Source organism: Shewanella sp. SG44-6 (assembly GCF_014164185.1).
Lineage (GTDB): Bacteria > Pseudomonadota > Gammaproteobacteria > Enterobacterales > Shewanellaceae > Shewanella > Shewanella vesiculosa.
Genome location: NZ_JACJER010000077.1, coordinates 1 through 22,227, shown reverse-complemented (window position 1 = coordinate 22,227; position 22,227 = coordinate 1). Strand labels below are relative to the sequence as shown.

General features: G+C 40.5%; 18 protein-coding genes and 6 tRNA genes. 14 read left to right on the top strand and 10 right to left on the bottom strand.

Features of this window, described 5'->3' with window-relative positions; genetic code table 11:
- Both H5185_RS14275 and H5185_RS14270 read right to left on the bottom strand, forming a co-directional pair.
- A partial coding sequence (locus tag H5185_RS14275; protein WP_310741669.1) for a two-component regulator propeller domain-containing protein occupies window positions 1-874 on the bottom strand: 874 nt, incomplete at its 3' end.
- A 284-nt stretch (window positions 875-1,158) separates the two neighbouring features.
- The gene (locus tag H5185_RS14270) at window positions 1,159-3,948 is read right to left on the bottom strand and encodes an insulinase family protein (RefSeq protein ID WP_182742418.1); all 2,790 of its coding nucleotides are present in this window, start codon (window positions 3,946-3,948) and stop codon (window positions 1,159-1,161) included.
- 188 nt (window positions 3,949-4,136) lie between these two features.
- Between H5185_RS14270 and sixA the strand changes: the two genes are divergently transcribed.
- Window positions 4,137-4,610, top strand: a complete 474-nt coding sequence (sixA, locus tag H5185_RS14265) for a phosphohistidine phosphatase SixA (RefSeq protein ID WP_182697072.1) — start codon at window positions 4,137-4,139, stop codon at window positions 4,608-4,610.
- Between the two features lie 85 nt (window positions 4,611-4,695).
- Here sixA and smrB read toward each other — a convergent pair whose 3' ends face one another.
- Window positions 4,696-5,223 carry an endonuclease SmrB gene (gene smrB, locus H5185_RS14260; protein ID WP_124016323.1) on the bottom strand — a complete coding sequence of 176 codons (528 nt, stop codon included), beginning with the start codon at window positions 5,221-5,223 and terminating at the stop codon, window positions 4,696-4,698.
- A 79-nt stretch (window positions 5,224-5,302) separates the two neighbouring features.
- On the opposite strand from smrB, the gene prmB reads away from it, so the two are divergent.
- The 7 genes from prmB (at window position 5,303) to H5185_RS14225 (ending at window position 11,354) form a co-directional block, all read left to right on the top strand.
- A complete protein-coding gene (gene prmB, locus H5185_RS14255; RefSeq protein ID WP_124016324.1) occupies window positions 5,303-6,247 on the top strand; it encodes a 50S ribosomal protein L3 N(5)-glutamine methyltransferase in 945 nt (314 codons plus the stop codon).
- Window positions 6,248-6,302: 55 nt separating this feature from the next.
- On the top strand, window positions 6,303-7,397 hold the full coding sequence (gene aroC / locus H5185_RS14250) for a chorismate synthase (protein WP_182742417.1): 1,095 nt from the start codon (window positions 6,303-6,305) through the stop codon (window positions 7,395-7,397).
- Entirely contained in the window at window positions 7,397-8,584 is a 1,188-nt protein-coding gene (locus H5185_RS14245; RefSeq protein ID WP_124016326.1) for an MFS transporter, read from the top strand. Before aroC ends, H5185_RS14245 begins: the two co-directional genes overlap by 1 nt.
- Window positions 8,585-8,619: 35 nt before the next feature.
- A complete protein-coding gene (locus tag H5185_RS14240; protein ID WP_124016327.1) occupies window positions 8,620-9,774 on the top strand; it encodes an ATP-NAD kinase family protein in 1,155 nt (384 codons plus the stop codon).
- 3 nt (window positions 9,775-9,777) lie between these two features.
- Window positions 9,778-10,056 carry a YfcL family protein gene (locus tag H5185_RS14235; protein ID WP_124016328.1) on the top strand — a complete coding sequence of 93 codons (279 nt, stop codon included), beginning with the start codon at window positions 9,778-9,780 and terminating at the stop codon, window positions 10,054-10,056.
- 22 nt (window positions 10,057-10,078) lie between these two features.
- A complete protein-coding gene (locus H5185_RS14230; RefSeq protein ID WP_182742416.1) occupies window positions 10,079-10,618 on the top strand; it encodes an RNA methyltransferase in 540 nt (179 codons plus the stop codon).
- Between the two features lie 373 nt (window positions 10,619-10,991).
- Window positions 10,992-11,354 carry a rhodanese-like domain-containing protein gene (locus tag H5185_RS14225; protein ID WP_124016330.1) on the top strand — a complete coding sequence of 121 codons (363 nt, stop codon included), beginning with the start codon at window positions 10,992-10,994 and terminating at the stop codon, window positions 11,352-11,354.
- Window positions 11,355-11,880: 526 nt separating this feature from the next.
- Here H5185_RS14225 and H5185_RS14220 read toward each other — a convergent pair.
- From H5185_RS14220 to H5185_RS14200, 5 genes are all read right to left on the bottom strand, one after another.
- Window positions 11,881-11,956: transfer RNA gene (locus H5185_RS14220), tRNA-Met, on the bottom strand.
- Between the two features lie 46 nt (window positions 11,957-12,002).
- Window positions 12,003-12,078 (bottom strand) — tRNA-Met (locus H5185_RS14215).
- A gap of 46 nt (window positions 12,079-12,124) precedes the next feature.
- A tRNA-Met gene (locus tag H5185_RS14210) sits at window positions 12,125-12,200 on the bottom strand.
- 46 nt (window positions 12,201-12,246) lie between these two features.
- Window positions 12,247-12,322: transfer RNA gene (locus H5185_RS14205), tRNA-Met, on the bottom strand.
- A gap of 46 nt (window positions 12,323-12,368) precedes the next feature.
- Window positions 12,369-12,444 (bottom strand) — tRNA-Met (locus tag H5185_RS14200).
- 296 nt (window positions 12,445-12,740) lie between these two features.
- Between H5185_RS14200 and rlmKL the strand changes: the two genes are divergently transcribed.
- The 5 genes from rlmKL to rmf all read left to right on the top strand — a co-directional run bounded on the left by rlmKL (window position 12,741) and on the right by rmf (window position 19,342).
- On the top strand, window positions 12,741-14,879 hold the full coding sequence (gene rlmKL, locus H5185_RS14195; RefSeq protein WP_124016331.1) for a bifunctional 23S rRNA (guanine(2069)-N(7))-methyltransferase RlmK/23S rRNA (guanine(2445)-N(2))-methyltransferase RlmL: 2,139 nt from the start codon (window positions 12,741-12,743) through the stop codon (window positions 14,877-14,879).
- Window positions 14,866-15,102 carry a glutaredoxin family protein gene (locus H5185_RS14190; RefSeq protein WP_182697069.1) on the top strand — a complete coding sequence of 79 codons (237 nt, stop codon included), beginning with the start codon at window positions 14,866-14,868 and terminating at the stop codon, window positions 15,100-15,102. The genes rlmKL and H5185_RS14190 overlap by 14 nt, the downstream gene beginning before the upstream one ends.
- Window position 15,103: 1 nt before the next feature.
- Entirely contained in the window at window positions 15,104-17,020 is a 1,917-nt protein-coding gene (locus H5185_RS14185) for an ABC transporter ATP-binding protein (protein WP_182742415.1), read from the top strand.
- 25 nt (window positions 17,021-17,045) lie between these two features.
- Window positions 17,046-18,935 carry a DUF3466 family protein gene (locus H5185_RS14180; RefSeq protein WP_182723307.1) on the top strand — a complete coding sequence of 630 codons (1,890 nt, stop codon included), beginning with the start codon at window positions 17,046-17,048 and terminating at the stop codon, window positions 18,933-18,935.
- Window positions 18,936-19,165: 230 nt separating this feature from the next.
- On the top strand, window positions 19,166-19,342 hold the full coding sequence (rmf, locus tag H5185_RS14175; RefSeq protein WP_124016335.1) for a ribosome modulation factor: 177 nt from the start codon (window positions 19,166-19,168) through the stop codon (window positions 19,340-19,342).
- A gap of 80 nt (window positions 19,343-19,422) precedes the next feature.
- Here rmf and fabA read toward each other — a convergent pair whose 3' ends face one another.
- Together fabA and H5185_RS14165 are read right to left on the bottom strand one after the other, a co-directional pair.
- Window positions 19,423-19,938 carry a bifunctional 3-hydroxydecanoyl-ACP dehydratase/trans-2-decenoyl-ACP isomerase gene (gene fabA / locus H5185_RS14170; RefSeq protein ID WP_124016336.1) on the bottom strand — a complete coding sequence of 172 codons (516 nt, stop codon included), beginning with the start codon at window positions 19,936-19,938 and terminating at the stop codon, window positions 19,423-19,425.
- Window positions 19,939-20,013: 75 nt separating this feature from the next.
- Entirely contained in the window at window positions 20,014-21,753 is a 1,740-nt protein-coding gene (locus H5185_RS14165; protein ID WP_182723329.1) for an AAA family ATPase, read from the bottom strand.
- A gap of 273 nt (window positions 21,754-22,026) precedes the next feature.
- Between H5185_RS14165 and H5185_RS14160 the strand changes: the two genes are divergently transcribed.
- Window positions 22,027-22,116: transfer RNA gene (locus H5185_RS14160), tRNA-Ser, on the top strand.
- Window positions 22,117-22,227 lie beyond the last annotated feature (111 nt).

Below are 22,227 nucleotides of genomic sequence, written 5' to 3'. Positions count from 1 at the left end.
CTTTTTTTAGTTTTTTTGCATCAATGTTTATAGACCCTATGGGAGATGTCATTATTTCCCCATCTAAAAAGTCTATGTTTAGTATGTTATTTTCACGAATGGCTATATTGCCATCCGTGTCAGAATCTATACTAGTTAAATTTAAGTTGGATATTTTTTTTAAAACTTTATCATAAAGATATAAACCATCTTCATTTGCCATTATAATTTGGTCGTCAATCAAGGATAAATCATTTGATTGATCCATTATTTTAATTATCAGTCCTGTTTTATTTTGCTTTTCAAAAACACTGCCTTCATAATTTCTTATATAGAAATTGTTTTTGAATTTAATTACTTTTTTTACTTCTTTAATTTTTTCGTTTTTTAATGAAGACATAATATTTAAAGATGTATTGTCGTAAGATATAAACTCCTTATTTAATCCAATAAAGATTTCACCATCTTGCTTTGATATAGACCAAATAGCTTGTTCGCCAATAAATGTTGATATGCTATTTTTAGTAAATGATTCTGATTCTTTATCAAATTGAACAAAGCCTTTATCAGTGCCTACAAGTAAAATGCCGTTATCATCAATCAGTAAATTACGAATAAACGAACTAGGTAGTTCCCCTTTACCGCCATCGGCATAGAATTGCTTAAATTCATTACCGTCAAAACGGTTTAAGCCATTGATCGTTCCAACCCAAACGTAGCCTTCGTTATCTTCAACAATAGCCGTAACGGTGTCTTGGGATAAACCATCTACAACTCCGTAGTTAGTATAATTTAGCAGTAGATCGAAATTTGATTCTGTTTTGTCAGCTTCGATGGCTGTAGCGCCGAAGCTAAAAATAAAATAAACACATATGAAGAGTAAAATTTTAGGCATAATTTTTATACTTATTCTCTTTCGATGCCGCAAAGAAGTCGATGATTTGTCTACTTTTTCAGAAACTAAGGGCTTTGTCAAAAGCATGTTAACAAAAAAGGTCTGATTGATAGAATATTAGTCAATTATTACCATAAAATGCTTAAATAACTATTTTTTAATCAACTGGTTAACTAATACGAAAGTTTTATTTGGTATTTCGTACTATTAATTGTAGCTAAGACGATTTGTTAACATAATTGTAGCCTACTTGGTATATGACGCCTTTTAGCTAAAGACATTTGCTAAAACTGAAATTTATCAGCTTGCTGTTTAAATGTTTTTAAGTCTTCGATCATATTATCTGAACTTAAGCTTGCTTGATTGTGATGTTGATCTCCACTGTTAAATAGGACTAAACGATCACAATCTTTACTGCGCATGTGCGCAACCATAAACTTAATCAAGTCTGCTCTGGTGAGCTTTTCGACTTCCGATACGACCAATTCACGTTGATTAAATTTATAGTCTCGATTACCTAAGCTTACCCAGTAGCGTTGGCTGCGGGTTTTTAGGTTGGTATCGTGTTCCATGATTTGGCTAATCATGCCTTGCTTGGTGCTTTCCCATTGTTCATTCGTTATTTGCATCACTGCATAATTAAAGTCAGCGATGAATTCATCTATAGCTTCAAGAAGTTGCCTTGGCCCCGTAGTAGGGGACTGCACATAAAAAATTATTCCAGGGTGTCTGTTTAACGGTAAATAACCTGTTCCCACCATATAGCCCAATTGCTGTTTGGTGCGCAGTTCATGAAAAAAGGTTGATGACATCGTATGGTTTAATAAACTGAATAATGCAACACGTTCGGGAGTCGCCTTTCGGGATTGATAGTAAACAATAATCGCGCTATCTTGATGAGCAATTGTTTTCTCCCGCAGTAATGAACCTCTTTTATCCAGATTAATCAATTCGCGTGATGCTTCTGCGCTTGGTTTTGTGACTAATGATAATAAATGCTGTAAGCGCTTGCCTAGCTGCTGCGCTTCTTCAACCAGCCAGTCACCGTATACCAGGCCTTCAAGATAAATTTTTTCATAAAATACACTTACATGTTGATGTAAATCATCAAGGCTTAGCAGGGTAAGTTCTTCAGCCATTCTGGCCGGTTCAAAACTTCTTTTTTGCAGTGTCACGGTTAGGCTGGTAAATAACTGTGATATCGGTTTGGCTTGAGCAACGTTATTCCAACTACGTAATATCTGATTTTTAATCATGTTAAAGCGTTGTTCGGTAAAGTTACGCTCGCGGGCTTTATTGATGATTAGAGTGAGCAGTTTTTCTTGGTTACCAGTAAAACCGGTTAAATGCAGAGTAATACCTCCTTGGTGGGGATAAATATTATAGTTAAGCCCAGCAACCTCTGCTTGGTATGTTGGTTCTGCTAGGTAATCAATTAGCATTTCAACGTACAGTCTTGTTAATGCTGCTTGTCTTGGTGTTGAGCTAGCTTGCTCTGAGTCTAGCGATAAATATAAATGCCCTTTAGGGACATTAAATTCATCATCTTTTTTATGCCAAATGCGATAACCTTCGCCTTCAGCAACAATGGTTGGTACTTGTGTATTGCTTTTGTTTGCTCGAGCTTGCGGATTGGCGACAATAAACGGATTTTTTTCAGGCAGCTTGAGCTCATCTCTTATGGAGACTAATGACCATTTTGCGATTTGCTGAGGCTGTAATGCTCTAACCTGATAAGGAGTGTTGTACCAATCAGCGTGACTATCGACTTGAGACTCTTTCGCTACCGTGAGCAAACGCATATTGCTCACCGACATCATGCCAAGCAGTTGTGTAGTTTCATCCTCGAGCATCTCATCCATGCGATAGTCGCCATAGATAATGTCTTCAATATCGTAATGGTGCATGTTAATACTGAGATGACTCGCTAGATCCAAGGTTTTAATTTGTTCTTGAAACCGAAATGCCGTATCAAGTAAGTTGGCTCGTTCTTGGTAACGCCACGCTTGAATACCTTGCTGTTTAATTAACTCGATGTATTCAAAAACACAGCTAACCACTTCATCAAGTTCTATCAATCCTTTATCGGTTAATTGTATGCTGATTGAGTAATCTTTAAAGTTGTAGCCGTTAACACCACCGCCAGCAGATAAATTATTGGCTAGCCCATGTATTTTTAAATATGAAAGCAAACTTCCCGGACTTTCATTACCGAGTAAGTGGCTGATAAATGTAAGCGGTTTACGTTTATAAAATTGGTCTATCTCTGGCAGGGAAAAACTAATACTGACTCGTTTTTGATCTTTTAACGGTATTATTTGTATGTGCTTTTGTTGTTCAGCCTTTGTTATTAAAGCTTCACAAGGATAGTGTTTACTTACATTTCTATTGAGGATGTTTGAAAAGTATTGCTCAACAATGCTTTCTAGTTTGGCTATAGGGCAGGGGGCTACCACGCACAATGTCATGATATTTGCGCTGTAATGTTGTTGATAAAAAGCCAGCAGTTCATCTCTTATGCCTGCTTGTTTGCCTGCTAAGGTGCTTTGGTTACCTACAGAGAATTTTGAAAACGGATGCTTTGGGTTAACGGTTTCTTTTTGGACTTGATAAACACGGCGAATGTCATCTTTTAATTTCAAACTGAATTCAGATTCGATTGCTTGCCTTTCTCTATCAACCAGCTCTAAATCAAACTTAGGTGCAATGAAAAATTGACTAAATCTGTCTAGTGAACCTTCTAAGGCTTCAGCGTTAATACTGTAGAAAAAATTTGTTTGTTCAGTACCTGTCCATGCATTATTACTGCCGCCATGTTGATTAATGTAAGCATGATACTCGCCTGAGTCTGGATATTTTTCAGTCCCTAAAAACAACATATGTTCAAGAAAATGTGCCATACCAGGACGCTCAACCGGATCGTCAAAATGACCAACACTTACCGCCATAGAAGCAGCGGCTTGATTTGATTGCATATCTTCAACCAGCAGTACTTTGAGTTGGTTATTTAACACTCGATATTGGTACTGGCGATGATCATTTTGGCTTTTATAAACTGCTGGAAATTCAGGCAAGAGGAGGCTCCAGAAAAGATAACTTGTTATATATTGATCTTGTTATTACTTTTTAGCAAATTACCTTGGGCAGTTTTATCCTATTATCGACTAAAGTTTATCTTAATATGCTTAATTCTAGGTTTGTTGTTACGAGGATTAACGCTACAATTGGGTCATAATGAGAATAAAAATATCTTGAGAGAAGTATGCAGCTATTTTTGATGCGCCATGGTGAAGCGAGTTTGAATGCACCGTCAGACAGAGAACGAAAGTTAACTGACAATGGTCGAATTCAGACGGGCGATATGGCTAATTGGTTAGCAAGACAAGTCAGTCATTTTGACTTGGTGATTGTGAGTCCGTATTTACGATCTCAGCAAACATGGCAAAAAGTCAGTAAACACTTACCTGAACCGCGTAAGTTGCTGGTACTTGACGATGTTACTCCTTCCGGTGATGCAATAAGAGCGGTTGATCTTGTCTTGGCTTATGCCGAACAATATAAGGCAGATAATGTCTTGGTTATTGCTCATATGCCTCTTTTAGGCTTTATGGTTAGTGAGCTTGTGGCTGGTATGGAACCGCCTTTGTTTGCTACTTCTGCAGTGGCTCATATTGACAAACATGCTCAAAATGCCAGTTTCGTAGCAATGACAGCACCACATCAAGTTGTTGTGTAATGGTAATTGCGTGTTGCATAAAACCAGTTTGCAAAAAAGGTAAGTGATTACTTACCTTTTTACTGTCCGTGCTTATTTTCTCAAATTAACGTCGGTGAGGATGATCACCAATATCAATCAATACTAACAACGCTGCATCGCCGCCCCATTCTTTTGGTGCTTGGTGAAAGGCTTTTACGTTTGGATGTTGTGCTAGCCACATTGGCGTTTGTTGCTTTAAAATTCCCATTCCATAACCGTGCATTACACTGCAACATATTATGCTTTGCTTAACGCATGCTTGAATCAGTGCCGCTAATTCAAGTTTGGCTTCTGCTTGTCGCATTCCATGCAAATCTAACAATAGGTCGGGTGAATAGTCCCCGCGTCTTAAACGTTTCAATTCATGTTTATCTGTGTTGGAATTAATCCAGCGCATAGGTCCATCGACCGGCATAAGCGGCTGATATATGTCCGAAAAATAACTATCAGCATGAATCTGACGTTCTTTGGTTTCGAACTGTTGTTTGGCTTTGACTGGCTGTTTAAAGTGGTGAGTATCTTGCCGTAGCGGTTTGATATCTGCGATTAATGCACTAAACAGCGATGAGTCTGCATAATTATCGTGTTTCATAAGCGTATTGTATTGAATTCTAGGTCATCTTAATAGACATCAGTTACAATAGCGCAGAACAATTTTTAAGGAGTGTGTTTTGGATAAGATCTTTGTAGATGAAGCTGTCACTGAGTTAAGTACCATCGCTGATATGTTACGTTGGGCTGTTAGCCGTTTTAACGACGCCAATATTTATTATGGTCACGGAACGGATAATGCTTGGGATGAAGCGATTGCATTGGTTTTTCATGCTCTACACTTACCTGAAGAAATCGGCCAGCAAGTTATTTTAAGTAATTTAACCAGTAGCGAAAAACACAAAATCGTTGAATTAATCATTCGTCGAGTTCGTGAGCGTTTACCTGTACCGTATTTAACCAATAAAGCCAATTTTGCCGGGCTCGAATTTTATGTTGATGAACGCGTGCTTGTACCGCGTTCACCGATTGCTGAAATGATTAATAATCAATTTAGCCCTTGGTTGTACAACAAGCCAGTTAATCGCATTATGGATTTATGTACTGGCAGTGCTTGTATTGCCATTGCTTGTGCTTATGCATTTGAAGATGCAGAAGTGGACGCATTAGATATTAGTGAAGATGCGCTTGAAGTTGCTCAGATTAATATTGAATCATTGGGCGTGCTAGATCGTGTTTTCCCTATGCAATCTGATTTATTTTCGGCTATTTCTAAAGGCCCACATTACGACTTAATTGTTTCTAACCCGCCATATGTAGATGCCCAAGATATTGGTGACATGCCAGAAGAGTATCATCACGAACCTGCGATTGGATTAGCGTCTGGTAATGACGGCTTAGATTTAACCAAGCGTATCTTAGCTAATGCAGCAGATTATCTTACCGAAACCGGTTTACTGGTCGTTGAAGTAGGTAATTCAATGGTGCATTTGATTGAGCAGTATCCGGATATGCCGTTTACTTGGGTTGATTTTGAATTTGGCGGTGATGGTGTGTTTGTATTGACCCGTGATCAGCTAGTTGAAAATGAATCACTTTTCGCCATCTATAAAGATAGTGAATAATAGGCAGGTACAGCAAACGCATTACTGTAAATTTAAATAGAGGTAGTTAACGCTCATGTCAGGAAATAGTATCGGTCAAAATTTTGTGGTGACAACTTTTGGTGAAAGCCATGGTGTCGCGTTAGGTTGTATTATTGACGGCTGTCCGCCAGGACTTGAATTAACAGTTGAAGATATGCAGCATGATTTAGATCGCCGTCGTCCTGGCACGTCTCGCTATACTACTGCTCGTCGGGAAGCTGATGAAGTGAGAATTTTGTCAGGTGTCTTTGAAGGCAAAACCACTGGCACCTCTATTGGTTTATTGATTGAAAATACCGATCAACGCAGCCAAGATTACTCCGATATTAAAGATACCTTCCGTCCCGGTCATGCTGATTATACTTATCAGCAAAAGTACGGCATGCGTGATTACCGTGGCGGTGGCCGTTCGTCTGCGCGTGAAACGGCAATGCGTGTTGCCGCGGGTGCCGTAGCTAAAAAATATCTCAAGCAAGTTCATGGCATTGAAATTTATGGCTACCTTGCTCAATTAGGACCTATTTGTGCTGAGACTATCGATTTAGCTCAAATTGAACAAAATGCATTTTTCTTTCCTGATGTCGCTAAATTAGAAGCATTAGATGAGTATATGCGTGGCTTGCGCAAATCCGGCGACTCAATTGGTGCTAAAGTTACCGTTGTCGCGACTGGTGTACCAGTGGGTTTAGGCGAGCCAGTATTTGACCGTCTCGATGCCGATATTGCCCATGCATTGATGGGCATTAATGCGGTTAAAGGTGTTGAAATTGGTGATGGCTTCGGGGTTGTTACTCAAAAAGGTTCAGAAGGTCGCGACTTAATGTCTCCACAAGGTTTTGCCTCTAATCATGCTGGTGGCGTTTTGGGTGGAATTTCATCTGGTCAGCCAGTCGTTGCCCATATTGCGTTAAAACCCACCTCAAGCATTAGCGTGCCAGGCCAAAGCATTACAGTGCAGGGCGAGAGTATTGAGATGATCACCAAAGGTCGCCATGATCCTTGTGTGGGCATTCGTGCAGTTCCTATTGCTGAAGCGATGCTAGCCATTGTTTTAATGGATCATTTATTAAGACATCGTGCTCAAAACCATGATGTAACCAGTCAAACGCCAGTTATCGGAATGCGCTAATGTCCTCAGTTAAGCGCGCCGAGCCAGATTTACGCTGGCTCGGCGCTTGTTATTTTTTCTTTTTTTCCATTCTCGGCATTATGGTTCCCTATTTGGGCGTTTTCTTTGATAGTCGAGGATTCAATGCCCAAGAGATTGGTTTTCTCTTGGCAATACTGATGGCGACTCGAATTGTTGCGCCTAATGTGTGGGCTGCTGTGGCTGATCGCACCGGTATGCGCTCAGAACTGATTAAGCTCGGCTCCTTTGCCGCCGCGATTACTTACACCAGTTTTTTCTTTGATGGTAGCTTCATATATCTCGCGGTCAGTCTGGCTATTTACACCTTCTTTTGGAATTCGATTCTTGCTCAATTAGAAGTAATTACCTTAGAAACCTTAGGTGATAAAGCAGAGCGTTATGGGGCTATTCGCAGTTGGGGCAGTGTGGGATATATCGTGCTGGTGATCAGTGGTGGCCTGGCAATTGATCACTGGGGGCCAGAAGTATTGCCTTATATGGGGATGATATTATTTTTAGGTTTATTTGCTTGCTCGCTCCCATTACCCGCTAATCGCAGTGTGGTGGTCAATAAATCTGAACGGCCCAAGCTGACATTTGATGCATCATTAGTGTGGTTTATGTTATCGGCAATGTTATTGCAGATGAGTGTTGGGCCATTTTATGGCTTCTTTGTATTGTATTTAAAACAGGTCGGCTACTCTGAAACGATTGCTGGAATACTGGTTGCTTTAGGCGTTTTAGCTGAAATTGTGATCTTTTTCTATTCATCGCGTCTTATCCGCCAATATGGTATTCGAGTGTTACTGGTGGTGAGTCTCTTACTGACTTCGGTTCGCTGGTTACTGTTAGCGTTTGGCGTTGAACATGTTTCATTATTAATCGTCAGCCAATTATTACATGCATTTACCTTTGGCTTAGTGCATGCAGCATCAATTCATTTTATTCATCGGCATTTTAATGTCAGTCACCGCAGCACTGGGCAGGCATTATATGCCAGTGTTAGTTTTGGGGTGGGCGGTGCACTAGGTACATGGATAAGCGGCATGATTTGGGGCGATGGTAGTCAAACCATGTGGGTATGGGTATTTGCTGCAAGCTGTGCATTGCTATCAATGTTTGCAGTACTGATGATCCCTAACATCAATGGTGAAGCAGCTACAAATACAACCACTGCTCAAGGTTAATTAAAACAGTATTGTCGTTATAGCAAGGAGTTGATGTGAAACGTTTTCGCTTAGGAATTATCATTAATCCACTCGCTGGTTTAGGCGGGAGTGTCGGCTTAAAAGGCTCTGATGGTGTAGCTAATGAAGCCTTAGCTAAAGGCGCCATACCTAAAGCACAACAACGTATGCAACAGGCTTTGGATGTCATTTTACCGTTTGCTGAACAAATCGATATTATTACCGCATCTGGTGACATGGGCGGGTTGTTATGTCGCCAAATGGGCTTTAGCACTCAAGAGGTGTATCGCGCTATTGAGACTCGCTCTGCTGAAAAAACATCTGCGCTAGATACACAGCAAGCGGTTAAATGCTTACTTGAGCATCAATTAGATTTGCTGTTATTTGCCGGTGGTGATGGTACTGCTCGTGATATTTACGCTGTTGTTGATGATTCTTTCCCTGTACTGGGCGTTCCCGCTGGAGTGAAAATTCATTCTGGAGTGTATGGCATTACTCCGCATGCATCGGGTGTAGTGGTCCGTATGCTATTAAACGGTGAGTTAGTCAGTTTGATGTCAGCCGATGTTATGGATATCGATGAAGTTGCGTTTAGGCAAGGCATTGTAAAAGCGAGACGATTCGGTGAGATGACGGTTCCTGCAGAGCCGCGTTACATACAAGCCGTTAAAATGGGCGGAAAAGAAGTCGATGAATTAGTGCTGGCCGACATTGCCGCTGACATAATTGAATCCATGGACGATGAACTTTATATTATGGGGTCTGGCAGCACTGTTGCCGCCGTAATGGAAGATTTAGGCTTAGCTAATACCTTGCTCGGTGTTGATGTTATTCAACATAAACAGATTATGGCTCAGGATGTAACGGCGCAGCAACTGCTCACGTTCATTGCGGATAAAAAAACGTATCCCAGCGTAAAACTGGTGATCACTTTAATCGGCGGGCAAGGGCATATTTTAGGTCGAGGTAATCAGCAGTTGTCACCTGATCTCATCAGACAAATAGAAAAAGACAATATTTTAATCTTAGCGACAAAAACTAAGTTAAAAGCACTTGAAGGCAGGCCACTTATTGTGGATAGTGGCGACCCTGAATTAGATAAAGCACTCACTGGCTATTACAAAATAGTCACGGGTTACCATGATTACGTGATGTATCAAGTAGCCAACCCAGATTTAGTGGAGAACTAGAACATGTTAGAACAGTACGATGCAGCATTAGAGTCCTGGATTGAAGACAGTGTTAGCCACAGCGACGATGATGCATTGTTTGCTTGTGGTTATTTACAAGGCCATGTCGCCGTTGTGTTAGCCGAATTAGAAATAGAGGCTGAACAAGATTTAGCAGCACTGGATCAAAAATTAGTTAAGTGCCTTGCCTTGGCAAATGAAGAATTAGATGAACATGATTTTTCATTAGTGGAAGCTGCGTGGCAGCAATTACGTCAACGTATTGTTGCTCAAGCAGCATAACTGGAATAGATAAACAGCTTTTATGGTAAATCCTTCTTCGCAAGTGACTATTGGTTTAGTCAATCCTAAGACTCCGGTTAATGTTGGCGGTATTATGCGTGCAGCAGGCTGTTACGGTGTTGATAATGTTTGCTATACCGGAAAACGCTACGAATTAGCAGCGAAGTCAGGAGATGCTCAATACGATGTTGACACTAAAGATGCAGCTAAACGGATTCCTCTAGTGGGTGTCGAATCACTACTTGATAGCGTGCCAGAAGGGGCGACGATAGTCTGTGTTGATCTGGTAGTAGGTGCTACGCCGCTGCCTTTATTTATTCATCCCGACAATGCGTTTTATATATTTGGCCCAGAAGATGGCACTATTCCACAGCAATTAATTGATGCTGCTGAGAATGTTGTCTACGTCCCCACAGTGGGCTGTATGAATTTAGCGGCTTCAGTGAATGTATTGCTTTATGACCGATTAGCAAAAACGACTCAAGTTAGAGCCGGTGATGAATTAATTAAGCAAAGCCGGGACAACAATAATCGCACCAGAGTAAAACATTGGTTGAAGTAATTTATTTAAATCAATATTTTAGATTGTAAAAATGCCGAATGAGAGATCTTTCGGCATTTTTATTATCACTGTAGCACTAGAGTAGATATATGTTAAATAGTCGCTAGCTCTGGTACTTGAGTATTGCTTAGGTGCTGCTTCATGTTAGATTTAACGTTAGTGATATCCATATAATCTATGTTAATTAAAGCTTGATGAATTGGCTTATGTGGCAGATATGGTCGCCATAGTGATTATTGATAATGACCATTGATAGTGATTTTGATATAAACCTAAAGTCATCATTATTTATTTGATGCCTTGGAACCAATCAATATTTTTCAATCAAGCCTGATTAGGCATACGCATTAGGCAGCAATATTTGGAGTATGTCATGTCGATATTAAACAATCTGGCTCAGTGGCTACCATTTGGAAAAGTACCTGAAATGGACGCCCAAGCGGTGTTTAAGCGACTTCAGAAAAATAGCATTCAAATAGTAGATGTTCGATCAAAAATGGAATGGGACAAGTCGCATATAGAAGGTTCGCTAAACCTGCCCATTACATCGCTTTCCATTAACACGATAAAACAGCTGCAATTATCACAAGAGATAACCACTGTCGTTATATGTCTCTCTGCCCATCGAAGCATTCCTGGAGTTAGAAAGCTTAAACAGTTTGGGTTTACTGATGTGTATCAACTTGAAGGTGGAATGCTCAGCTGGTGGAAATTCGCGTTGCCAATATCGAAATAACATCAGAAAAAAGACGTTAACAATGACGTTAATATTTCTGCATGGTTGAGGATGTACCGTGTTGTTTGGGAGTATCAACAGCAGTTTTTTGATAATGCTGTAACTATAGGAAGTTTACTAATAGAAAATGGTTGCGGGAGTAGGACTTGATGAAAAACTACCACCTTCGACTCTTTATTTATAAAAGCTGAGCACGACAAAAAAGTGATTGATTTTACGATGAGGTTTTAGGTAAATATAGGAAGTTTACTAATATAAAATGGTTGCGGGAGTAGGACTTGATGAAAAGCTACGACCTTCGACTCTTTATTTATAAAAAGCTGAGTCCGACAAACAAGTGATTGATTTTACGATGAGGTTTTAGGTAAATATAGGAAGTTTACTAATAGAAAATGGTTGCGGGAGTAGGACTTGATAAAAAGCTACGACCTTCGACTCTTTATTTATAAAAAGCTGAGCCCAACAAACAAGTGATTGATTTTACGATGAGGTGTTAGGTAAATATAGGAAGTTTACTAATAGAAAATGGTTGCGGGAGTAGGACTTGAACCTACGACCTTCGGGTTATGAGCCCGACGAGCTACCAACTGCTCCATCCCGCGTCCGATAAAACGCTATCAATTGTTTTTATTCTATTGATTAAAGAAATGGTTGCGGGAGTAGGACTTGAACCTACGACCTTCGGGTTATGAGCCCGACGAGCTACCAACTGCTCCATCCCGCGTCCGATAAAATGCTATCAATTGTTTTTATTCTATTGATTAAAGAAATGGTTGCGGGAGTAGGACTTGAACCTACGACCTTCGGGTTATGAGCCCGACGAGCTACCAACTGCTCCATCCCGCGTCCGATAAAACGCTATCAATTATTTTTATTCTATTGATTAAAGAAATGGTTGCGGGAGTAGGACTTGAACCTACGACCTTCGGGTTATGAGCCCGACGAGCTACCAACTGCTCCATCCCGCGTCCGATATAACGCTATCAATTATTTTTATTCTATTGATTAAAGAAATGGTTGCGGGAGTAGGACTTGAACCTACGACCTTCGGGTTATGAGCCCGACGAGCTACCAACTGCTCCATCCCGCGTCCGATTGACGCTACTTTGATTTAGCTTACTAAACTCGCTGGTTAGCGTGTTTAACTGTCTGCTTCAAAGCGGGGCGAACTATAGCGATCCCCGTTTCTATTTGCAAGTAAAATCTAGGCTGTAGCTATTTGTTTGCTGGTAAAATAAGCGAGTTACTGCTTTATCGAACGATATAAGGTTATTAAGCCTAAAATAAGGGAATTTAACAGCCCATTTCGATAAGTCGTTGGGGTTATGTGTTTGAACAGGTATAATGCTGCACTGAATTTTGCGTAACCGATGACTGACTAAATACATGTTTAATTTTTTTGCTGCTGCCCCAAAGGGGTTCGAATATAGCCTTGCTTCTGAACTTAAAGAGTTTGGCGCAACCGACGTTAAAGAAAGTGTTGCTGGGGTGTATTTTACTGCTCCATTAGAGCTGGCTTATCGAATCACACTATGGACTCGTTTAGCGAGCCGTATCGTATTAGTGATCTATAAAGGAGCCTGTGATTCTGCCGAGCAACTTTATAACGCGGCATACTGTATTGATTGGCCATCGCATTTTTCCCATAAGAAAACATTCAGTATTGATTTTCACGGCACGGGTGGTTTCATTAACAACACTCAATTTGGCGCGTTGAAAATTAAAGATGCGGTTGTTGACCGTTTTCGTGACGATGGTACTCCTCGTCCAGATGTCGAACGTGTTAATCCCGATTTTAAAATTGATGCCCATTATCGAAATGGTCAGTTGACTATTTCAATGAACTTCTCAGGCGCGTCATTGCATCAACGTGGATACCGTTCAACTACAGGCGAAGCACCATTAAAGGAAAACCTCGCGGCCAATATGTTAGTTCGCAGTGGCTGGCAAGCAAATCCAATTACAGTGCTTGACCCATTTTGTGGTAGCGGCACGGTACTAATAGAAGCGGCATTAATGGCTGCTGATATTGCACCAGGACTCAAACGCGAAAAATTTGGTTTCGAAAATTGGCAGAGCCACAATAAAGCGATGTGGCAGGTTATTTTTGACGAAGCTCAAGCGCGTGCAACTTTGGGGAAAACCCGTTGCAAACTCAAATTCTACGGTTCAGACATTGAGCCACACCTGATCTCTATCGCTAAACGCAATGCTGAAAATGCTGGTGTTGCTGAATTAATTGAATTTAGCGTGTCTGATGCACTCGATGTCACACCTCCTGTAAGCGAAGGCTTTTTGATCTCTAACCCTCCTTACGGTGAGCGTTTAGGTAATGTCACTGAGCTTTTACAACTTTATTATCAACTTGGTGATAAGTTTAAAAAAGAGTTTGGTGGCTGGAAAATTGCCATGCTGTGCAGTGATGTTGAACTCATTTCATCGCTTAAGCTTAAAGCCGACAAGCAAATGAAAATGTTTAACGGTGCATTAGAATGTGCTTTTAACATTTATACTTTACACGCAAACAGTACCCGTCGCGACGTACCTGAATTGCCTGAAGGTGTTGATATTATCGACATAGCTCCAGCATTTGCGAATCGTATTAAAAAGAATGTTAAACAGTTTGAAAAATGGGCTAAAAAAGAACGTATTGATAGCTACCGTTTATATGATGCTGATTTACCAGAATATAATGTTGCGATTGATCGATATGTCGATTATGTGGTTATCCAAGAGTATTCTGCTCCAGCAACAATTCCTGAAGCGGTTACCAAGCGCCGTATTAGTGATGTGCTATTAGCATTGCCTAGTGCTTTAGGGATCCATCCTGATCGTATTACGTTAAAAACTCGTGAACGTCAGAAAGGCGCTAATCAGTATCAGAAGATCGATGAGCGCAAAGTAGAAGTTATCACTGAAGAATACGGTGCTAAATTCAAGCTTAACTTAACCGGTTATTTAGACACTGGTTTGTTCCTTGATCACCGTGTTACGCGTAAATTAGTGGGTGATAAATCTAAGGGTAAAAATGTCCTTAATTTATTTGCTTATACTGGTTCTGCGTCTGTACATGCTGCAATTGGTGGTGCAAAATCTGTCACTACTATTGATATGTCTAATACCTACATTAGTTGGGCTAAAGAAAACTTTGCCTTAAACGGATTGTCTGGTAAACAATATGACTTTATTCAAGCAGACTGTTTACAGTGGATTAAAGAAAACAGCCACCAGAAGTTTGATCTTATCTTTATTGATCCTCCTACGTTCTCTAACTCAAAACGCATGGAAGACAGTTGGGATGTGCAACGCGACCATGCCGAGATGTTAGGCGGGTTGATTAAGCTACTGTCTCCAAATGGCGAGCTTATTTTCTCCAATAACAAACGTAAATTTAAAATGGATATCGAAGCGTTGAACCAAGCAGGTATCGACGTGACGAATATTGACCATTTATGTTTACCGCTGGATTATAAGCGTAATCCACATATCCATAATGTGTGGCTACTGACTCATGCAAAAAAATAGTTCAGTCGCTTATGTGTTATATCACACAGAGGGTTGCCATCTGTGTGATATCGCCCAAGCATTGGTTGAGCAAACCGCAATAGATTATCAGCACATCGATATATGTGATAACGCCATACTTGCAGAGCGTTATGGCATGAGCATCCCTGTATTTGTACAGGGTGAACGTGAGTTATTCTGGCCTTTCGATGCCGCACAATTACAAGATTTTTTAGGAGTTTAGATTGAGTCTGGTACGTATTAATAATGGCTCGTTAGCCTACGGTTACATTCCTTTGCTGCTTAATGCAGACTTTACCATTGAGCCAGGTGAGCGTGTGTGTATCGTTGGTCGCAACGGTGCCGGCAAATCAAGTTTAATGAAAGTGTTATCAGGTGATGTACTGCTTGATGATGGCGAGTTTAATATTGCCAATGACGTCAATGTAAGTCGTTTACAACAAGATCCTCCTAAAGCTGAAACTGGAACCGTTTACGCTTATATTGCAGCAGGTCTTAAAGAAATTGGCGAAGCGTTAGAGAAGTATCATCAACTATCACACGATGTTGCAGATGCTAATCCTGAGCAGATGGAACGTATGCTCAACCAAATGCAGCGTCTGCAAGAAGTATTAGATCATAATAACGGTTGGCAATTAGATTCGCGGATTATTCAAAACTGTCAGTTATTAGGTCTAGACCCTGATAAGCCATTAAATGAATTGTCTGGTGGTTGGCAGCGTAAAGTGGCATTAGCCCGCGCACTTGTGGTTAACCCTGATTTACTGTTACTTGACGAACCCACCAACCATTTAGACATCGATACCATTGAATGGTTAGAGCAATTTTTATTAAGCTTTAAAGGTGCCATCGTATTTGTAAGCCATGACCGTGGTTTTATTCAAAGAATGGCAACCCGTATCGTCGATTTAGATCGTGGTGTGGTGGTCTCATTTCCAGGTAACTACCAAGCCTATTTGGATGGTAAGCAAGAATGGTTACGCGTAGAAGCAGAAAAAAATGCTCACTTTGATAAAAAACTTGCCGACGAAGAAACCTGGATCCGTCAAGGTGTTAAAGCACGTCGTACTCGAAATGAAGGTCGTGTTCGAGCGCTAAAAGCGTTACGTACCGAACGCAGCGAACGTTTAAATCGCCAAGGTAATGCCAAAATGTCGGTATCGGATACCGAACGCTCTGGTAAGTTAGTTTTTGATATTAAAGATGTTAACTATAATTTGCCGGATAAAAATTTAGTTAAAGATTTCAGTACTACTGTCATACGTGGTGACCGTATAGCATTAATTGGTCCAAATGGCTGTGGTAAATCAACCTTAATCAAGTTGTTGATCGAGAAGCTACAACCTCAATCTGGCGAAATTAAAGTCGGTACCAAGCTAGATATCGCCTATTTTGACCAGTATCGCGAAGCGCTTGATCCTGAGAAAACAGTCGAAGAAAACGTGGGCGAGGGTAAAAGTACCGTTACCATTAATGGCCAAGATCGCCATATTCTTAGTTATCTGCAAGATTTCTTATTCTCGCCAATGCGTGCACGTACGCCAGTAAAAGCCCTTTCTGGTGGCGAGAAAAACCGTTTGCTATTAGCAAGATTGTTACTACGTCCAGCCAATCTTATTATTCTTGATGAACCAACAAACGATCTTGATATTGAGACACTAGAGTTGCTAGAGTCACTACTTGCCGATTTTGCTGGAACATTACTCATTGTGAGCCACGATAGAGCATTTATCGACAATACGGTTACCAGCAGTTGGTGGTTTGCCGGTAATGGACAATGGGCTGAGTATGTTGGTGGTTACCAAGATGCCGTTGCTCAAGGCGCAAAATTTTATTCTGAGGAACCTGTTGCAGATACTGTTGTCCAAACTTCCGCAGTGGTTGAAACCAAGCCTATAAGCACACCTGAGAAAGTCACTAAAAAACTGTCTTATAAATTGCAAAAAGAATTAGATACGCTTCCGAGCCAAATGGAACAGCTCGAGCAAGAGATTGCCCAATTGCAGCAAACTGTCGGTAGTGCTGATTTTTACAATCAACCACAAGACTCGATTAATAAAGCACTGCAGTTGTTAGCAGAAAAAGAACAAAATTTAGAAGTTTGCTTCGAGCGATGGGAAGAGCTTGAGTCACTGAAGTAAAATATAATAAAACAGGAATAGTTACATGAAGTTAAAGTTTGATAAAGCCTTGTCCCTCGTTGCGATAGGTGTATTAAGTGTGATTGGTTCAGCACAAGCTGCACCCATATATGAAATTGTTAATATCGAAAATTTCGACTTGAAGGGCACCATTGATGGTACACGTAATGGCTATGCCATGGCCGTGAACAATCAAGATGAAGTGGTAGGCATTTCAAAAGGTAAAAAGAAACTTAGCACTGAAGACATTGCCGGCGGCATTATTGATGTTGAAGACGGTATATCTGGTGCTGAAGAAATAACCTATTCAGTACTAAAGCCTATTGAAGCAAACAACTTTACCATAACAACCAGTGCAAACGCAGCTGAAGGCGCTTGGACACCGACATTTTATAGCTTAGCTGGCACCACTAATCCTACAGATGTAGGCAGTGATGGCGAGTTAATTATTAATTCAATTGATACTTTCTTTTATGGTTTAAACAGTAATGGCACCAAAGTAGGCGCATATACTGGTGTCGAAAAAACCTTACCTTATGTTGGAACCAGTACTACCCAAAAACTTTGGTATTATCGTGACTTTGAGCTTCGCGCTGTTGCTGTAAAAGACGATGTTGAATTCTCATTATCGCCGCCTTATACCACTTATGAGCGTGCTCAAAGTGGTGATATTACTGCCGCTACCGTAGAGCTAGGCGGTTCATCTGTTGCTGCTGGTGTAAATGATAATAACCTCGTTGTTGGTTATGGCAGCACAGCATTAGTTTCATCAAGTAAAGACCGTATTGATACTTGTATTACCAGTGCGCAAGATACCGAGACTGATAATCCTACGCCTTTGGAAATTTGTGTTCAGGATTCTCAGTACCCAGATACTAATAACCGTCGTTATATTCTTTATCAAACACGCGCATTAGTGTGGGATTTAAACAATTTAGACGATAGTGGTGTACCAGGTCGTACTGAATTACCGTTAGGCTTAACGCCATCAGCAGATTCAACGCTCATTTATACCTCGCAAGCATTAGGCATTAATAGTATTGGTGATGTTGCTGGACGTTCACACGTTTATCGCGGCGGTGATACTGATAAGCTATATTTTGATGCAGCTTATTGGAAAAAGGATGCTAATGGAGAGTATCAATATAATTGGGTTAAAATGGACGATGAAGTCACTAACTCAATTGCTTATGATATAAATGATGATGGTATTTTAGTCGGTAGTTATCAAAAGTATATTGGCGGTTATTTACGTAATAAATTCTTCACCTTAGATACCAATAATCCTGAACAAGGCATTGTTACGCCAAATGACTTCCAAACTACATTGTCGGATTTAAGTAGCAAACCTAAAGATATCAATAATAAAGGCCAAGTCGTTGGTTATGTTGAATCAACTTACGACAAAGAAAAGCCCCGTCCAAAAGTGGGTTTCTTATTTGATAATAACACCAGTGAATTTGTTAACTTAAACGATCGTCTTGTATGTGGCTCGAAAGGCTATGAGCAAAATACTGACGGGGAATGGGTTCGTCATCAGGTGAGTATTCAAGACGGCACAGGTGAGACGTTAACCTATAGTTCAGATATTAAAATCGTTGAGGCGAACGGTATTAGTGAAGACGGGACGATTGTCGGCACAGCATTTATTCGTAAACCACAATATCAAACAGATCCCATCACTGGTAATGTGGTTGTTGGCGACAATGGTTTACCTCTGTTCAAATTAGATGGTAACGGTGCTCCAGTGACAGCCTATTTACCGCGTATGGTTATTTTGAAGCAAACTTCAGGTGAAGCATGTACTACTTCTGATAGTGTTGAAGAAGAGCCTTACGTGCGTCAAGGCGCCGCCAGTTTTGCTTGGTTGTTTGCCTTGCCATTATTATGGTTGCGCCGCCGAGTAAAAAAATAGTTTTACTGTTAGTTAGCAAATAGCTTCTCAAATTAGAGGCAGTTTAATAGCACAAAAAATCGAGGATAAATTCCTCGATTTTTTTTAACTTAATTCTCAACACCTTAATAAAAAATCAGTCAAATGATGTTTTTTTTAATTGATTTCGATTAAAAAACGTTCTATTCCTATAGCTAAGGCTTCAACTTCATCACGTCAAATAGAAGCCCGTCAATGAAGAGGACTCATGTATGAAAAGACAGAAAAGAGATCGTTTAGACAGAGCATTTTCAAAAGGATTTCAAGCCGGAGTTGGAGGGCGCTCTAAGGAGATTTGTCCCCATTCAAATCTGGATTCACGGTCTCATTGGTTAGGCGGGTGGCGCGAAGGTATTGATGGTCGGCTTAATGGACTATTTAATAAGTAACACGCAACAAAATGCCCTCGCGATAAGTATCGGAGGGCATTAGTGAAGTATAACAGTTACGTAAAACTAAATCCGTACGATTAGAACGTCGACGTATCGCTAAAAATACCCACTTTTAGATCAGTAGCTGAGTAGATTTGGCGGCCATCAACTTCCATAGTTGCATCAGCAATACCCATCACTAACTTGCGATGAATTTTACGTTTAATGTTAAGTTTATAAGTGACTTTTTTAGCTTCAGGCAATACTTGGCCGGTGAACTTCACTTCACCTACACCTAATGCACGACCTTTGCCTTCAGCGCCTTCCCAACCCAGGAAAAACCCCACCAGCTGCCACATAGCATCTAAACCTAAACAACCAGGCATTACCGGATCGCCTTTAAAGTGACAATCAAAAAACCAAAGATCTGGAGTGATATCAAGTTCGGCAATAATTTCACCTTTACCATATTCACCGCCATCTTCATTAATGGTAATGATACGATCAATCATCAACATATTGTCTACAGGTAAACGGGGTCTATTTGGGCCTAAAAGATTGCCATGACCACATGCGACAAGTTGCTCTTTAGTGAAACTATTAGCTTTTTCCATTGAAATCGATACCACTTAATTGACTGATAATCTTAACAAGATAGCGAACACGTGTACGCTAAACAACTCCGATCACTAAATAATTCGTAATCTAGCTAACAATTTAGCAAAAAAGTTCAATTCAACGTCATCATCATCTTGCCCTGCTAACTTATCTAAACGCTGTTGTACTAATCCGTAAAGCGTCTCTGGCGCAAAGTCATTATCTTCATTAGCAACGCCAGCGGGCATTTGCATTAGCAATTCAACTGCTTGATCCATATGCTCAATTGCATGGATATGGAATAATCCTTTATCAATAGCTTCAATCACATCCGGTTCAAGATTCAACTGTAAGACATTGGCCTTAGGCATAATAACACCTTGATCGCCCGTTAACCCGCGGCGTTGACATAAATTAAAGAAGCCTTCAATTTTTTCATTCACACCACCAATGGCTTGGACATTGCCAAACTGATCTAATGCACCAGTCACCGCTAAACTTTGGATAATCGGTTGCTCTGCTATTGCAGACATTAAGCAGCAATATTCAGCGAGTGAAGCACTATCACCATCAATTTCTTGATAAGACTGCTCGAATACGATATTAGCATTGAGGTGAAGAGGTGCATCTCGACCGAAAATACGATACAAGCAAGACGATAGGATCATCATGCCTTTTGCATGAATATTGCCACCCAATTCTGATTTACGTTCAATATCCGCGACTTCACCATCACCATAATGCACTGATGAGGTAATACGTGCAGGCTCACCATAGGTATAGTCTCCAGTATCAATAACAGTAAGCGCATTAATTTGACCTACCATAGCACCTTTAGTTGGCAGATTTATGAAGTTGTCATCAAAACTTTGGGCTGAATACACTTCAGAACTATTATGGCGGAAGGTTAATTTTTCGAGTGCTTTGGCTATCGCCGCAGCATTTAACGCTGATTGACCGCAATAGGCTTTTGCCTGACCTAACAGGTGCCTAAACTCCAACATACTTAAGCTTAAACGTTGCTGATGCTCGACCAAACGAGAGCTGTACCAAAACAACGGCAGTAAACTTGACGTTTCTAACTCAACTGATTCACTCTGGGCAAGTACATTTAGCCACTGCACATATGAAGACTCAGGATGTTGGGTTAAATCTACTTCATTGCTCATTTCAGCAAGCAGCGGAAAATGCCGACTAAAGTGCCTATCTTCAACACGAAGCTGGCTATAAGATAAACCGCTTCCGACAAGCACGATCTTACAATTAAGCGGAATAGGAGCGAGTTCGTTATTAATCCGATAAAAACCGTCGTGGAGAATCTGCATCAACAAATCCCACAAACTCTCACGTTGCCACAATGATGCTAAGCAAATAAACACAAAATGATTTTTCGCTAATGCTCCAGGTTTATAAACACTGGATTTATCGGTTTTAAGCATTTTTCCGAGTAGGTCTGCACGGCGAATCGTCCCCTGTAAATAACAAGACAAGGATTCTTGCCTAGCAATAATACCGACATGCTCTGGTGGCAGAGTTTGCTGCCACTTAAACTGGATCTCATCTTCTTCGTGCGTCTTTTTTGTAGCAACAAGATATTGGTTTGACGGTGTATTAGCTTGGGTTACTAACGCATTAATAAATAGTGGTCTATCTACACCCAAAAAATCAGCAAGAAATAGATGTTGCGAATTAATTTTGCTCATTAGTTTGAAGGTATCAACTACTCGTTCTTGACCAAGTAAGATATGACTTGGAAAACATGCTGAAGTCGATGGGTCAGGTAAATGATACTGAGGAGCGAGTTTGGCACTAGGCAATAGCGTTGAATTCATATAGTAGTAATCTAGCTGCGGCAACGAAAAATAATAAAATGATATTAGCATAAAGCGTCGTAAAAGCCTTAGCAGATTCAATTGTTAGCGCTTATCTCATGGTTATTACGCCTGTCAGCCGCCAAAAGCGACTTTACTAAGGTCAGTCTGATTCAAAAATGCTTTAATAATGATAAAAATATGTTCATGCTGATTAATTGCTATGCATTCAGATGTTTTTTTTACATTTATGGTTTACAAGCAAACGCGTTACTTATATTATTCAGCCCGTTCGGAGGGATGGCAGAGTGGTCGAATGCACCGGTCTTGAAAACCGGCAACGGTTTATCCCGTTCTAGGGTTCAAATCCCTATCCCTCCGCCATATTAAAGACGAAAGGCTCATCAGAAATGATGAGCCTTTTTTCGTTTAGGTGATAGATAGGAAATTGAACCTAGGGTTCCTATTTATAAAAGATCGCTATCCCTCCGCCAT